This window comes from Streptomyces bluensis, assembly GCF_014650715.1.
Lineage (GTDB): Bacteria > Actinomycetota > Actinomycetes > Streptomycetales > Streptomycetaceae > Streptomyces > Streptomyces bluensis.
Map to the genome: position 1 here is coordinate 16679 of NZ_BMVM01000028.1, position 15155 is coordinate 31833.

The 15155-nt window shown below is 70.8% G+C and carries 11 protein-coding genes and 1 pseudogene; 5 read left to right on the forward strand and 7 right to left on the reverse strand.

Annotated elements, in window-relative coordinates:
• Nucleotides 1-7 precede the first annotated feature (7 nt).
• Together IE262_RS36885 and IE262_RS39985 are read right to left on the reverse strand one after the other, a co-directional pair.
• Complete coding sequence (locus IE262_RS36885; protein ID WP_189879909.1) at nt 8-3463, reverse strand: SpoIIE family protein phosphatase; 3456 nt, start codon at nt 3461-3463, stop codon at nt 8-10.
• A 132-nt stretch (nt 3464-3595) separates the two neighbouring features.
• Nucleotides 3596-4159: pseudogene (locus tag IE262_RS39985) on the reverse strand (ATP-binding protein); the annotation flags it as partial.
• Between the two features lie 565 nt (nt 4160-4724).
• Here IE262_RS39985 and IE262_RS36895 point away from each other — a divergent pair.
• Nucleotides 4725-5471 carry a PP2C family protein-serine/threonine phosphatase gene (locus IE262_RS36895; RefSeq protein WP_134039718.1) on the forward strand — a complete coding sequence of 249 codons (747 nt, stop codon included), beginning with the start codon at nt 4725-4727 and terminating at the stop codon, nt 5469-5471.
• A 35-nt stretch (nt 5472-5506) separates the two neighbouring features.
• On the opposite strand, the gene IE262_RS36900 is transcribed toward IE262_RS36895, so the two are convergent.
• The 4 genes from IE262_RS36900 to IE262_RS36915 all read right to left on the reverse strand — a co-directional run bounded on the left by IE262_RS36900 (nt 5507) and on the right by IE262_RS36915 (nt 8355).
• Nucleotides 5507-6178, reverse strand: a complete 672-nt coding sequence (locus tag IE262_RS36900) for a protein-L-isoaspartate(D-aspartate) O-methyltransferase (protein WP_229877897.1) — start codon at nt 6176-6178, stop codon at nt 5507-5509.
• 9 nt (nt 6179-6187) lie between these two features.
• Nucleotides 6188-7249, reverse strand: coding sequence for an NAD-dependent epimerase/dehydratase family protein (locus tag IE262_RS36905; protein ID WP_229877899.1), 1062 nt, complete (start codon nt 7247-7249; stop codon nt 6188-6190).
• A gap of 114 nt (nt 7250-7363) precedes the next feature.
• Nucleotides 7364-8077, reverse strand: coding sequence for a CBS domain-containing protein (locus IE262_RS36910; RefSeq protein ID WP_189879912.1), 714 nt, complete (start codon nt 8075-8077; stop codon nt 7364-7366).
• Between the two features lie 113 nt (nt 8078-8190).
• Nucleotides 8191-8355: a hypothetical protein gene (locus IE262_RS36915; RefSeq protein ID WP_189879914.1), complete on the reverse strand. Its 165-nt coding sequence runs from the start codon at nt 8353-8355 to the stop codon at nt 8191-8193.
• 504 nt (nt 8356-8859) lie between these two features.
• Between IE262_RS36915 and IE262_RS36920 the strand changes: the two genes are divergently transcribed.
• The 4 genes from IE262_RS36920 (at nt 8860) to IE262_RS36935 (ending at nt 12524) form a co-directional block, all read left to right on the forward strand.
• Nucleotides 8860-10050 (forward strand): cytochrome P450, encoded by a 1191-nt coding sequence (locus IE262_RS36920; protein WP_189879916.1) that lies wholly within the window; start codon nt 8860-8862, stop codon nt 10048-10050.
• On the forward strand, nt 10047-10655 hold the full coding sequence (locus tag IE262_RS36925; protein ID WP_229877901.1) for a TetR/AcrR family transcriptional regulator: 609 nt from the start codon (nt 10047-10049) through the stop codon (nt 10653-10655). Before IE262_RS36920 ends, IE262_RS36925 begins: the two co-directional genes overlap by 4 nt.
• Nucleotides 10656-10840: 185 nt before the next feature.
• Nucleotides 10841-11716, forward strand: a complete 876-nt coding sequence (locus IE262_RS36930; RefSeq protein ID WP_229877903.1) for a zinc-binding dehydrogenase — start codon at nt 10841-10843, stop codon at nt 11714-11716.
• A gap of 106 nt (nt 11717-11822) precedes the next feature.
• Entirely contained in the window at nt 11823-12524 is a 702-nt protein-coding gene (locus tag IE262_RS36935) for a GNAT family N-acetyltransferase (protein ID WP_189879918.1), read from the forward strand.
• A 204-nt stretch (nt 12525-12728) separates the two neighbouring features.
• Here the strand turns inward: IE262_RS36935 and IE262_RS36940 are convergent, their stop codons facing one another.
• Nucleotides 12729-15122, reverse strand: coding sequence for a condensation domain-containing protein (locus IE262_RS36940; protein WP_189879920.1), 2394 nt, complete (start codon nt 15120-15122; stop codon nt 12729-12731).
• Nucleotides 15123-15155: the final 33 nt, after the last annotated feature.

The following is a 15155-nucleotide window of genomic DNA, read 5'->3' on the forward strand; positions in this document are numbered from 1 at the left end:
GCGGTCCTCACTCCGGGACCGCGGCCAGCAGGGCCGTGTCGTCGTCGACCCGGCCGGGGGTGGCCAGCAGGCCGAGAGCCCGGCCGATGATCATGTCCGGGGTGAGAGCGGACCGCGAGGACACCGGAGCGGGCGCCGGGTCGCGGCAGGCACGGCACAGGGCGTCCAGGCGGTCGTCCAGGTCGGTGGTGTGGTGCTCGACCAGGCCGTCCGTGAACAGCAGGAGGCCGGTGCCCGGGAGGAGACGGGTCACGTGGTCGGTGACGTCGCCGCAGGCCACGCCGAGCGGCATGCCCGGGTCGAGGTCCAGGTAGCCGGTGCGGTCCCCGGCCACGAGGAGCGGAGGCAGATGGCCCGCGGACGCGTAGCGCAGTCGGTGGGAACCGGGCTCGTACACGGCGTACAGGCAGGTCGCGAAGCGGTCGCTGTCGAGGGCGCGGAAGTGGGCGTCGAGGCGGGCCAGCACCTCGCTGGGGGTGGCGCCCTCCAGTGCGTAGGTGTGCAGTGCCGACCGCAGGCTGCCCATCACGATGGCGGCGTCGACGTCGTGGCCCATGACGTCCCCGATCGCCAAGCCGACCGCGCCGCCCGGCAGTTGGATGGCGTCGTACCAGTCGCCGCCCACCTCGGCTCCCAGGGCGCTGGCCCGGTAGTAGGAGGCGGTGGCCACTCCCGGCACCTCGGGCAACGCCTGGGGCAGCAGGGCGCGTTGCAGAGCGACGGCGAGACGGCGCTCGTTCTGGTAGCGGGTGGCGTTGTCGTACGCCACGGCGATCCGGCTGGTCATCGAGTGCAGGTAGGTGCGTTCGTCCCCGGAGCAGGGGCGGTGCCGCCGGACCACGGCGAGGGCGCCCAGTGTCCGACCGCGTGAGGTCAGCGGCAGAGCGAGGATGCGGCCGTCCGCGGCCTCCTGCGGTTCGCGGGCGCCACGCAGGATGCGGGCCACCATCTCGGCCGGCCGCTCGTCGGCCTGGGCACTGTCCGACGAGGTGTACACGACGGTGTCCGTCGACCCGTCCGCGGCCGGACCCAGGGCCTCGATACGCACCTCGTCGGCGACCTGGGGGACGAGCAGTTCACCGGCCGTCTCCAGGACCTGCCGGGGTTCGAGGCTGCCCGACAGCCGCAGCCCGGCCTCGGCGAGCGCGGCCAGCGCGGTGGCGTGCTCACGGGTTTCGGTCAGGATCCGGCCCCGCAGCCGCGAGAGCTCCAGGTTGGCCCGTACGCGGGCGAGCAGTTGGCGGGACGAGAACGGTTTGGCCAGATAGTCGTCGGCCCCCGCCTCGATGCCCTGGACGACGGCCTCCTCGCCGGCCCGTGCGGTGAGCATCACGATCGGCAGGTGGGAAGTGCGGGGGCCGGCCCGCAGCGCGCGGACCAGTTCGAAGCCGTCCATGCCGGGCATCATCGCGTCGGTCAGCACAAGGTCGTACGGGCTCTCGGCCACGGCCGCGAGGGCCGCCCGGCCGTCGGGCACGAGCCGGACGTCGTACTCCCCGTGCAGGAGGTCGTACAGGTAGTCCCGCATGTCGCGGTTGTCGTCCGCGATGAGCAGCCGGGGGCGGGGTTTGTGCCCGGTGGCCCCGTCGGTGTGCGGCTGCCGCTCGGTGCGTGGCGGCGGTCCTTCGCCGGTGACCCAGCCGTACGCCTCCTGCACATAGGCGGTGGCCTGCCGGGAGGGTGCGGGCGCCGTTCCGCGTGCCCGCTTCGCCGACGGCGGGCGGGGCAGGTGCGCGGTGCCGAAGGGGATCTCCACCGTGAACGTGGTGCCCCGGCCCGGGCGGCTGTTGACGCCGATGGTGCCGCCGTGCTGCTGCACCAGATCCTTGACGAGTGCCAGGCCGATACCGCTGCCCTCGTGGGAGCGGGCCTGCGTCCCGTGCACCTGGTGGAAGCGCTCGAAGAGCCGCGGCAGTTCCTCTTCCGAGACGCCGATGCCCGTGTCCGAGACGGTCAGCCGTGCCCGGTCGCCGACGGCCGACGTGGCGACCCGGGCTCCGCCGGACGGGGTGAACTTCAGCGCGTTGCTGAGCAGATTGAAGATGATCTTCTCGTACATCTCCCGGTCCACGTGGACCGGTTGGGGCAGCGGCGGGCAGTCGACGTCCAGTGCCAGACCCACGGCCTCGAAAGCGGAACGGAACATGCCGGCCATTTCGGCGGTGAAGGCCGCCAGGTCGACCGGTTCGAAGTCGCCCTCCAGTGCCCCGGCCTCGGCGCGCGTGACGTCCAGCAGTGTGTTGACCAGCTTCAGCAGCCGCAGTGCGTTGCGTTCGGCCATCTCCAGACGTCGGCGCGTCTCCGGCCGGTTCTCCTGCGCCAGTGCGTCCTGGACGGGACCGAGGAACAGGGTGAGCGGCGTGCGCAGTTCATGGCTGACGCTTGAGAAGAACGCCGTTTTGACCTGGTCCAGCTCCATCAGGGCCTCGGCACGTTGGCGCTGCTCCTCGTGTGCGAGTGTGGCCGCCAGCGCGGCGGTGACGGTGCGCCCGAGGATGTCGAGGAAGTCGCGGTAGCCGCCGGCCAGGGGGAGCAGGGGGTTGATTCCGGCGACGAGCACGCCGTTCAGGCGGCCCGCGTTGGTCAGCGGGAGGGCGAGCGCCTCGGCGGGTACCACGTCGGAGGGCGTGCCGGGCACGGTGTCGCGGGCCGTGGCCGTCCCGCACACGAACGGCTCGGCCGGCACCACGACCGCTGTGCCCCGCGCGAGTTCCGCGGTGATGTCCGGCGGCAGTGCTGCCCCGGCGGGCAGGGGGCGGCAGGTGGACGCGGCGAGAGCGGGTTCCTCCTTCTCGGAGGGCAGGTAGAGGTGCGCGAACGGCAGGTCGTCGGGGTGAGCGGCCAGCACCCCGGCGATCTCGCGCACGACCTCCGCCGGACCGGACAGGTCGGCGCCGTGCACACCGACCTCGGCAAGCAGCCGCAGCCGCCGCTCGCTGAGCACCCGGCCGGTGGTCTCCGACACGGAGCACAGCACCCCGCCGACGGAGCCGTCGTCCAGGAACACCGGCTGGAAGGAGATGTCGAAGTAGGTCTGTTCCAGGAAGCCGCGGCGGATGAGACAGAACGAGCGGTCGTGGACGACCATGGCACGGCGCCGGTCGACGACGGACTGGAACATGGGGCGGGTGTAGTCGTCCCAGTTCTCGGGGAACAGTTGCCTGGCCGGGGCCCCGAGTGCCCTGGGGTGTTTGGTGCCGATGATCCCGGCGTAGCCGTCGTTGTAGAGCAGGATGAACCGGGGTCCCCAGAACAGGGCCATCGGCTGTTCGGAGGTCAGTACGACACGCAGGGTCTCCACCAGCCGGTGCGGCCACGTCCAGGTGGGCCCGAGAGCGGTCCGAGCCCAGTCGATTCCGGCCAGCACTGCCCCGGACGGCCCGCCCTGGGCGAAGGCCCGGGCCGCCTCGTCGTGTTCTCGGTACCCGTCGTGGCGTGCGTACCCGTCGTCGGGTCCGTGCATCTCGGAACCCCGTTTCCGCTGGTGGCTCCATGCGATGGCTGGGCGGAAAGTGTGGATGAGTGGGTTGCAGTCCCTGTGGTTTCCTCCGTCCGTCGCTCGTGGGTTCGCCGGGCGCGCTCCGCTGCCCTGGGTTCAGGGGGCGGGCAGGGCCTGTTCCGCCCAGATGGTCTTGCCGAGGGCGGTGTGGCGGGTGCCCCAGGCCCGGGTCAGCTGGGCGACCGGCATCAGGCCGCGGCCGCCCTCGTCGTAGGTGCGGGCCCGGCGCAGGTGGGGGGCGGTGCAGCTGGCGTCGGACACCTCGCAGATGAGCGTGCGGTCGAGGATCAGCCGCAGCTGGACGGGCGGCGCGGCATGCCGGATCGCGTTGGTGACCAGTTCGCTCACGACCAGTTCGGTGACGTACGCGGCCTCATCCAGCCCCCACTCCCCGAGCCGGTCGGCCGCGAACCTGCGCGCCCCGGCGACCATGGCGGGATCGGCGGGCACGTCCAGGGTCGCCACGTGATCGGCGTCGAGCGCGCGGGTACGGGCGACCAGCAGCGGAATGTCGTCCGTGGGGCGGCCGCCGGACAGCATGGCGCCCAGCGCCCTGTCGCACAGGGCGTCCAGGGAGACGGCGGGCTGGGCGAGAACCTGGCCGAGCCGGTCCGGTCCGTTCGCCCGGCGCAGCCGGAGGCCGGCGTCGTACAGCGCCATGGCGCAGCACGGGGTCTGGGCGAAGCTCCATCCGGTCAGTCGGTCGTCCTCGGGCTCGGGGCCCGGCAGCGCCACCCGGCCGTTCCAGCGGGGCAGCGTCGCCAGGGACCGCAGGAACTCCTCGGCGGACGTGCCGGCGTACTCGGTTCCTGAGGAGAGGCCGTCGGCGAGCAGAACGGCGCCGCCACGGCCCACCATCTCCGTCGCGCCGTAGCCGAGCAGCCGCTCCGCACCCGCGTTCCAGCCGGTCACGGTGCCCTTCTCGTCGAGCGACACTCTCGCCGTCGCCGCTTCGTCGATGACGCCGCCCATCGACAACCGCTCATCGACATGGGTCCCTGCCTTACCCATGTGCCTCATCCCGTCAAGGAGACGTGACTGACATGGCCAATTATTACGTAACTGCCGCATATCCGTTATCGAGCAATACAGGCGAAATGACTGGAGAAAGGCGGCCGCTCCCCGCGGCCAAGATGCACTGCCGAGGGCGGCCGCTTGAGAATGGTCTTGTTGAGCACGGTCTGGCGCACGATCCGGTCTCGTACGAGGAAGGCGGTGGCGCCCGATGACGTACGTCGCTGTGAGTGCGCTCAGCCATCCTGGGCTGGTCCGCGACCGGAACGAGGACAGCCTCGTCGTCGGGCCGTGGACGCTGTGCGCCACCGCGACGGAGAACCCGCAGACGCTGGTGTTCCCCCTCGGTACACCGCTCGTCGTCGCCGTCGCCGACGGGCTCGGCGGCCAGCCCGGCGGCGAGGTGGCCAGTGCCCTGGTCGTCCGCCGGCTCGCCTCGACCGGGCCTGTCCTGGCCCATGAGCAGGACGTCCGCGAGGCATTGCACGCCTGCAACCGGGAGGTCTACGCGGCCGCCGGCGACAACGGCGAGGGACTGGCCACCATGGGCACGACCGTCGCGGGCGCCGTCATACTGCCCCGGTCGCTGCTGGCGTTCAACGTGGGCGACAGCCGGGTCTTCGCCGCTCCCCGGGACGGCCTGCTCCAGGTCAGCGTGGACGACAACCCTCCGCTCGCACCCGGACAGCGCACCACCTCCGTCGTGACCCAGTCCCTCGGCGGCACCACGAAGTACCGCGCTGTCACCCCGCATGTGACGGCCGCGCCCCTGGCTCCCGGCGACAGATTCCTGATCTGCACCGACGGCCTGACCGACCCGCTGCCGAACCACGTCCTCGACGAACTGCTGCGGGAGTACGACGACGGCCGGGCCGCCTTCGAGTTGTGGAAGGCCGCCATCGCGGCCGGCGGACCCGACAACATCACGCTCGCCCTGGCCCGCATCGCGGAGGAATGACGGCTCCTCAGTACCCGCTGCCCGGCGCTCAGCGCTCAGCGCTCAGGGAAGCCGTACTGGCCATGCAGGCGCACGAAACGCGCGGGTGTGAGTACCCGCGTGCGCTGCAGTCCCGTCGCGGTACGCAGGAAGGACATGACCTTCTCCCGGCCGCCCGGCCCGATGGGCTGTACGAGACGGCCGCCGCGTCGCAGTTGCCCGGCCAGCGGCGCGGGAACCTCCGGGAACGCGGCGGACACGATGACCGCGTCGTAGGGTGCGCGGTCCGGCACGCCGCCGCTGCCGTCCCCGATGCGCAACTCGACATTCCGAATGCCCTGCCGGGCGAGGTTGCGCCCCGCCTGCCGGGAGATCTCCGGCCACATCTCGACGGTCACGACATCGGCGGCCAGCCGGGCGAGCAGTGCGGTCTGGAAGCCGAGTCCGGTACCGATCTCAAGGACGTGCTCGTGCCCGCTCAGGTCCAGGCCCTGGATCATCGTGGCGGAGAGCGAGGGCTGCGTGGTGACCTGTGCGTGCCCGATCGGAATGGGCACGTCCTGGTAGGCGTGCGATTCCCGCCCGGTGGGGACGAATGCCGCTCGGGGCGTCGCTCGTAGGGCCTGGAGCAGGCGCTCGTCGCTGACGCCGACCGCTTGAACGGCTCGCAGGAGATCCTCAGGAGTCGGCGAGTTCCACGGCGCGGACATGGACATGGACATGGACATGGGACCGTTTCATGATCGCGCGACGGCTCCGGTCCTGGCCTCACCGGCGCGCCCGGCGGAAGGGGCCAGAGGTGGAGTGGGCATGCCCGCGTCGTCGCGGAGGCCGGCCAGCCACTCCTGCATCGCCTCCTGGACGGTGTACCGGGGCGCCCAGTCCAGTTCCCGCCGCGCCCTCGACGTGTCCATGATCGGGAAGTGCAGGACCGCGTCGAACAGGGACGGGGGCGTACGCAGCAGACGCGTCCGCCAGGCGGCGGAAACCGCGGCCCGGACGGGCCAGCCGGGCATCGGGAAGACCCGGGCACCGAACATCTCGGCCAGCATGGCCGCGTCCACAACGGGTTCGGCGGCGAGGTTGAACGCTCCGTGCACCGTGCGGACGGTGGCCTCACGGAAAGCCTCGGCCGCGTCGTCGGTGTGCAGCGCCTGGTACCGCATGCCGGGGATGGCCGGAATCGCGGGCATGCGCTCGGGACGGGTGAGGCGTTTGGGCACCAGCGGGCCGCGGAACAACCGGTGCTGCTCGCATGCGGCTTCCCGCTTGAACATGAAGCCGGGCCGCATCCGCACCACCCGGATCTCGGGGTGCTGGGGTTCGAAGGCGTCCAGGATGCGCTCGACGTAGGCCTTCTCCCGGCAGAGCGTCGCCTCCGGCCAGCCGTCGGTGGGCCACGATTCGTCCACGGCCCGGTCCTTGGGCCCGGGTGAGTAGGCCCCGACGAAGGACGCGTGGACCAGCGCCGGAACACCCGCCGCGGCCACGGCGTCGAAGACCCGGGTGCTGCCCCGCACGTTCGTGCGCCAGGTCGTCGCCGGGTGGTGCGTGGGCTGGAACTGCCATGCCAGATGAATGACGGCGGCGGCGCCTGCGAAGTGACCGGCCAGGTCGGTGCTGTCGTCCGCGATGTCGACGCTCGCCCACTCGGTCTTGGCCGGTGACCACTGCGGAAAGCGGCGGGCCAGCCCCAGGACCGAGTCGATCCGCTCATCCGCGCCGAGCGCCTGGACAACGCTGGTGCCGACATTTCCGGTGGCCCCGACGACCACCACCCTCATCCCAGGAGCTGCCATGGGTCTCGCCTGCCCTTCCGGCGCTGGAGGGCGCTTCGGGTACCCCCCGCCACTGCCGTGAAACGACAGCGGCATAGGGGCCACCGGGGTCCTTCCGGTCCTTGCGCAGGGCCCCTACAGGGGACGGTGTCGCGGACCGGTGGCCTCGATGCCCGGCTGCCGGTGGTCCTCGGCGGTCCTGTCGTCGATGGCGTAGTCGATCATCGGCCTGATCGTGACGACACCCTCCACTCCGCCGGCGAGCCGTTCGGCGATCTGGGCGGTGCTGCGCTTCTCGACCTCGCCGCGCAGGGTGACGACACCGTCGTGGACCTGGACCTGCACCTCGTCTCCGCCCAGCCGCAACATCCCTTGCAGCACGTCGGCACGTATCTCCTCGCGGATCTCCTCGTCGGGGCGCAGGTAGACGTGGAGCAGGTCCGAGCGGCTGACGATGCCGGTGATGCGGTCGGTCTCGTCCACGACCAGCAGCCGCTTGACCCGGTGGCGGTCCATCTCACGGGCCGCCTGCGCGACCGTCCAGTCGGCGTGAGCGGTGACGACGGGGGTGGTCATCAGCCCGGCGGCGTTCTCCGCGCGTGCCTTGGCCTTCTCGCGGGGCCATCCGGGCGCGGCCGCCTGCCCACCGGCGGGCTGTTCGGCCTGCTTGCGGAGCAAGTCGGCTTCGGACACGAGACCCATCGGCGCACCGCGCGCGTCGGCCACGGGCACCGCGCTGATGCCGTGGCTGGACAGGACGGAGGTGATCTCCTTGAACGGGGTGTCCGGGCGGACGGTGACGACATCGCGCGTCATCACCTCGCTGACGGTGCTGTGCTGGGTAGTCATCGTCGCGGCTCCTTCCTGCCTGCGCATGGCGCAGCGGACGACGCTTCGCCCCCACCTTCCACTGTGCTCCTTTGTGCTCCTTCTGTGTCCGCGGCCCCAGAACCAGGGCATGGTCAGCGGGTGACTTCGGTCGACAGGTCGGCGAGACACCGGGTCTCCTCGTCGCTCAGGGTGATCTTCGTCGCCCCGGCGGCTTCTTCGGCGTGATGCGGTTTGGAGGCTCCTGGTGTGGCTACGACGGTGTCGCCGTAGTAGGCGATCAGCCAGGCCAGGGCCACCTGGCCGACGGTGGGCCCGGTGCGCGTCGGCGATCGCGCGGAGTTCGTCGATCAACGGGGTGGTGCGATCCAGGCTGCCAGTTCCTCGTGCGCGGTCTCCACCTGGCGGGCCGGGAAGGGGCGTGGATCTGGTGCAGGTCGACGGGGAAGGGCGCCAGGTTCGCGAGGCGCTCACCGCTGGTGCGCTCGATGCTGCCCGCGCTCCGGCCGAGAGGCGTTCGACGCCGCGCGTCTCGGCGATCTTCCGGCCGACCGGGCGATCGCCCGGATCATCGCCGTCGACCTGCGGGAAGGCGCCAAGTACGCGGCCGTGATCTTCCTCGACGGCGCACGGAGGCCCGAGCAGCCCTGAGACTCCGGACGGGGCGGAACGAAGGCCGACCGCCCGCCGCTACATCCCGTCCTCTTCGCTGCACAACGCAAACCAGCTAACTGTTAGGCGACTAACGGTTACGTGGTGGCGTTCGGACCACCTCACACGCTCGTGCGACGGACGGAGCGAAGATGACGCACACGCCGCAGTTGCCGCTGGAGATGCGGCGGAACGGATTCGATCCGGTCGAGGAACTGGCCCGCGCCAGAGACGGCGAGGGCGTGGTGCGGACGCAGTCGCCGTTCGGCGGGGCCGCGTACCTGGTCTGTCGTTACGAGGATGTGCGGGAGGTGCTGGCGGACCCGGACCGGTTCAGCGCCGCCCGCACACCGTTCGACGCCGCCGGTGCGCTGGACGAGGACGAGCGGGCCAGGATGCGGGCGGGAATACTGCCCGCGTTCGACCCGCCGGAGCACACGCGGCTGCGCCGGATGCTCACCCCGGAGTTCACCGTGCGCCGGATGCGCAGGCTGGAGCCGCGGATCAAGGGGATCGTGCAGGCTGCTCTGGACGATGTGGAACAGGTCGGCAAGCCGGCGGACCTGGTGTCGCACTTCGCGCTGCCGGTGCCGTCACTGGTGATCTGCGAGCTGCTGGGCGTGCCGTACGCCGACCGTGCGGAGTTCCAGGAGCGCTCCGCTCGTCTGCTGGATACCTCGTCGCCCGAGCGGCAGGCCGCGGCGCGGCGGGAGGACCGCGTCTACATGGCCGGTCTGGTCGCCCGTGCCCGGAAGGATCCGGGCGAGGACATGCTGGGGATGCTGGTGCGCGAGCACGGCGACGACCTGTCCACCGACGAACTCGTCGGCATCGCCGGCCTGTTGCTGCTGGCCGGGCACGAGACGACCGCCAACATGCTGGGCCTGGGCACTTTGGCCCTGCTGCGGCATCCGGACCAGCTGGCGATGCTCCGCGAGGATCCGGCGCTGGTCGAGCCCGCCGTCGAGGAGCTGCTGCGCTGGCTGTCCATCGTGCAATCGCTGCCGTCGCGTACGACCACGACGGACGTGGAGCTCGCCGGGTATGCCATCCCCGCGGACTCGCTGCTGATCCTCGCCCCGCCCGCCGCCAACCGCGACCCCGGCTTCCTGGACGATCCCGACGCCCTCGACATCACCCGGGGAGCCGCCGGTCATCTCGCCTTCGGCCACGGTGTGCACCACTGTCTGGGGGCTCCGCTGGCGCGGTTGGAGATGCGCATCGCCTTCCCGGCCCTGCTTGAGCGCTTCCCCCGCCTGGCGCTTGCGGACCCCGACGAGCGGGCCGACTTCAAGGTCTTCAGCGCCGTGTACGGCTTGAACAGCCTGCGAGTGACCTGGTGAGCAGACGGCCACTGCGGGCGGATGCCGCTCGTAACTACGAGCGGATCGTCGGCGCCGCGGTCCTGGCCTTCGAGGAGATCGGGCCGGAGGCGACACTGGAGCAGATCGCCGAGCGGGCGGAGGTGAGCGTGATGACGCTCTACCGCCGCTTCCGCAATCGCGACCAGCTCATCCAGGCCGTCTTCGACCATCTCCTGGCCACCGAGATCGAGCCCGCGACCACCGTACGCACCGACGATCCCTGGCAGGACCTCGTCGACGCGCTCACCACCGTCACCGACCTGCTGGCCCGGCGGCAGGCGATTCACTCACTCGCCCTGGAGTTCCAGGCGTTCGCCAACGAAACCGCCCAGCACTTCCTGCACTCCATGCAACGGCTGCTGAGCCGCGCCATCGACGCCAAAGCGGTACGGCCGGAACTGGAGGTACGCGACCTGGTCGCGGTCATCGTCATGACCATGGCCACCGTGCATCCCGACGATCCCCACGGCGCGGACCGCAGACGCTACCTCGCCCTTCTCTCCGAGGGGCTGCGCCCTTCGCCGGTGACCCTGCCGCCTCCCTCGTCCCACGAGGTACCCGGACCTCCCGCCCACGGGCGGTGACCGACTGGTAAGCGGTGTGCGGGAGCCGCACACACGAATGTGAAAGGAGGACGGGGCAACGGACCCCCACGGGTCGCCGTGCCCCTGACCGCCCATGCGAGCAATTTGGTTGACCGAGTTCGGAGCTCCCTCGGTGCTGGTGGCCGGTGAGGCCCCTGAATCCACAGCCCGGCAAGGGTCAGGTGGTGGTGGACGTCGAAGCGGTGAACGTGGTGTTCGCCGAGACCCAGATACGAGCCGGACGCGCTCCGCTCCCGCTGCCGTTGCCCACCCCTCCCTACATACCCGGCAGCGGCGTCGGCGGGGTGATCGGCGCGGTCGGCCCGGACACCGATCCGGGCCTGCTGGGCCGGCGGGTGATCGCTCAGTCCAGCGGCTCGGGGGGCTATGCGGAGAAGGCGCTGGTCGCCGCCGACGCTGTGATCCCGATTCCGGAGGCGCTGTCCACCGCCGACGCGGTGGCCCTGCTCACGGACGGCGCGACCGCGATGGCCCTGTTCCGGCTGGCCGCCCCGAAGCCGGAGGAGTGGGTGCTGGTCGAGGCCGCGGCCGGCGGCCTGGGCGGCCTTCTGGTGCAACTCGCCGTGAACGCCGGCGCGAAGGTGATCGGCGCCGTCGGCAGCGACGCCAAGCTGTCGGCCGTCCGCGACGCGGGCGCGCAGGCGGTGAACTACGCACAGCCCGACTGGACCGAGCGGGTGCGCACACTGACCGGCGGCGCGACCGTCGACGTGGTGTTCGACGGCGTGGGCGGCGACATCGGCACGGCGGCAACCTCTCTGGTCGAGGCCGGCGGACGGTTCCTGCTGACCGGCGCCGCCAGCGGCGGCTACACCGACCCCGCCGCGCTCGTGGAGCGGGGAGTCACCGTGCTCGGACTGCAGCAGGTGAGGGAGATGGGGCTGAACCTTCAGGAGCTGGGGGCCGACGCACTTGAGCAGGCCGCGGCCGGGCGCCTGCGGCCGGTGATCGGGCAGACGTTCCCGCTGGAACATGCCGCCGACGCCCACGCCGCCATGGAAGCCAGGACGACGATCGGCAAGACACTCCTGCTGGTGTGAGCCACGGGGGGCCGGTGGTTGGGCGAACGGTGGCTCCCGGTACCGTCCGCCCAACCGTCCAGCCTCAGCCCCCACCGGCTGGAACGACGGAGAAAGGCACAGCACGATGACGAGCGAGGACGCCGCCGTACTCGATGACCCGGTGGGCGAGTCACTGCGCGGCCACCACTCAGCCCTCGCCCGCCGACTTGGCCGGGCCGCCACGTACGTGCCGGACGTCGCGAGCTTCTCGGCAGTGCCGCCCACTGCGGACTCGGCGGACTGGGCCGACCTCGCCCGGCTGCTCGGTCAAGGCGCGTTCGCCGACATGTTCAGTTGCCCGGCGACCCCGCCGCCGGACTGGGAGCCGGTCTTCGTCCTGGAAGGCCGGCAGATGATCTGGCCCGGTGACCGCCCCGCTCAGGCCCGCGCCGCGCTCGACACCGGCGTGATCGAACTGGATACGGCCGATGTGCCCGACATGCTCGACCTCGTCGCGCGGACCCGACCGGGGCCGTTCTGGCCGCGCACCCACGAACTCGGCACCTACCTCGGCATCCGCGACAACGGCCGTCTGGTGGCCATGGTCGGCGAACGGCTGCGGCCTCCGGGATGGACCGAGATCAGCGCCGTCTGCACAGCGCCCGAGGCACGCGGGCAAGGCCACGCCGTCCGCCTGGTGAGTGCGCTCGTCGCACGCGTCCTGTCCCGGAACGAAAGCCCCTTCCTGCACGTGGCGGAGACGAACACCGCCGCGATCGCGCTGTACGAACGGCTCGGCTTCGAGAGCCGGAAGCAGGTCACGTTTCGCGGGTTCCGCACGCCATGAGACCTGGCCTACCGAACAGAGCCATCCACGCCACGACGGCCCTCGCGGTGCGCAGTGTCGCTGGGTGACCGAGATCGTGTCACTCAGGCTCTGCCCGATCTGTTCGCCGGTGATGCACCGCTCACCGTGAGCTTGACGGAGCCCCGCAGGGCCGCGACGACGGGCACGGCGAGGCGGTCCACCGATCCAGGCCGTTCGGCCCGCTCAGGCGTCGGAACGCCCCGCACTCCGCTCGTTCATGGCTTCTGTGATGATGGGCCCCATCCGTCGCACCACCGCGGCATCCATGACTTCCTCGTGCGTGCAATCCAGCCGGTGGATGTCGACGCCGCGACCGGCGAGTTCGGCCCAGCCGACCCCGACCTGATCGCGTTCCGGTCCCGTCTCGTCGGTCTCGAAGCTCACCGCGCTCCCGCCGTACACCCGCGAGCGATGGGCCCGCAGGAGGCCGAGGCAGTGGGCCGCGATCTCCGAGAGTTCGCGAAACACCGACTCCGTCAGTTCGCCGGAGGCGCTGCCGCCGGATCCATGGATCGATTCCGCGATGGCCTCACGCTCTTCCTCGGACGGCTCTTTTCCCGCCGTCGGCCTGTGAACCGCGGGGACGGCGTCGAGCAGCACCAGGTTGCGGACATCGATTCCGGCGGTCTCCGACATCACGGCGATCTCCTGGGCGACGACGCCGCCAAACGACCATCCCATCAGGGAGTACGGTCCTTGAGGGCACGCTCCCCGGATCAGTTCGAGGTACGTTTCGGCCAGCTCCCGGACCGACGCCGGCCGGTCGGCGTCCCCGGCGAACTTGGTGGCCTGCAAGCCGTACACCGGGTGTCCCTTCGGGATGTACGGCAGGAATCTCGCATAGGACCAGCTCAGTCCACCGATCGGGGGCAGGAAGAAGACGGGGGCGAGGCTGCCCTCCGCTCGCAGCGGCAGGAGAGCCGCCAGCGAATCGGACGCTCCGTCCTCCAACCGGCCGGCCAGACCCGCCACCGTCGGAGACTCGAACAACCACTGAAGGGCCAGTTCCACGCCGAGAACCGATCGCACCCGCGACGCCAGGCGTCCGGCCAGCAGCGAGTGCCCGCCCAAATCGAAGAAGTCGTCGTCGATCCGAACGTCCTCGACTTGCAACACCTCGCCGAACAACCCGCACAGGATCTCCTCCCGGGCGTTGCGCGGCGGCCTTCCAGGAACCGGTCGTTCGGTTTGACCGTCGGCCGCCAGCACGCCCGGCCCGTTCGGCTGCTCGCCGGACGGCGCCAGCAGCCCGCCCAGCTCCATGTCCGGATTCGCGAGGGCCTGACGCAGGATCACCACGAAGTCTTCCGCGAGCGACTCGACTGTCGACCGGTCGAACACAGCGGTGCGGAAGCTGATCTCCCCGCCGAAGCCTCGGCCCGCCGAGTAGATCGAGAACATCGCATCGAATGCGGCTGTGACTCCCCCGGTGCCCACGGGTTCGACTTCGGCACCGGGCCACCCGTCGAGATCCGATGAGCCGTATTCCAATGCCAGAGCGGTCTCGAACAATTCGGTCCGGCGCCCGCCAGGTCCTGAGTTCAGATCGGCCACCAGCTGTGGGAACGGATAGTCCTGGTTCTCATACGCGTCCAGTGACACGCCACGGACCCGGCGCAACAGGTCCCGGAAAGTGCGAGCGTCCGTCGAATCGACCCGCAGCGGCACCATGTTGACGAAATATCCGATGGCCTCTTGCATCCCCGGTCCGCGCCGGTTCGCCATCGGACTGCCCACGACGCCGTCACGCTGCCCGGAGGCGCGCGCGAACGTCACGTGGTGCACCGCGAGCAGGAACATGAACGGCGTGACCCGTTCCTCGGCCAACAGGCGGTCCAGACCAGCGATGTCCTCCTGGTCCACCTCGAACTGGACCACATCCCCGGCAACCGACGAGACCGCCGACCGCGGTCGGTCAGCCGGCAGACTCAGCGGCTTGGCACCGTCCAGCGTGCGGCGCCAGAACTCCAGCTGCTCCCGGCACTCGTCGGTCTGCATCCACTGCCGCTGCGACACCGCGAAATCCGCGTACTGCGCCACCGACTTCTCCACGGCCGGCACACGGTCGTCGACCGCCGCCGCGTAGAATTCGCGCAGCTCATCCATCAGGATGTCGAGTGAATGACCATCGAACACCGCATGGTGCACCGCCAGCACCAGCACATGCTCACGCTCGGCCAGTTTCAGCAGACCGGCCCTGAACACAGGGCCTGACTCCAGGTCGAAACCGTGCTCCTCTTCCAGGAGCAACCGCCGGCGCAACGCGTCGTCCCCCGACACATTCTCGACGACCCATCGCACGGGCAGTTCATCGGCGATCCGCTGCAGCGGCCTTCCCTCCACGTCCACGAAGGTCGTGCGCAGCGCCCCATGCCGAGCCACCACCTGATTGACCGCCCATTCCAGAGCGGGCACCACCAGATCCCCACGGAAGCGGAAGGCGAACACCATCGAGTACTGCGTCGAGCCGCCGTCGCGCTGATCGACGAACCACAGCCCCTCCTGCCCCACCGACGCCGGTACCAGCCCCGTCAGCGCGACCGGCGCCGCCGAGGACGGAGTTCGGGCGTGCTCCACGTCAGCACTGGACGTCATCGAGTTCCCCCGCGT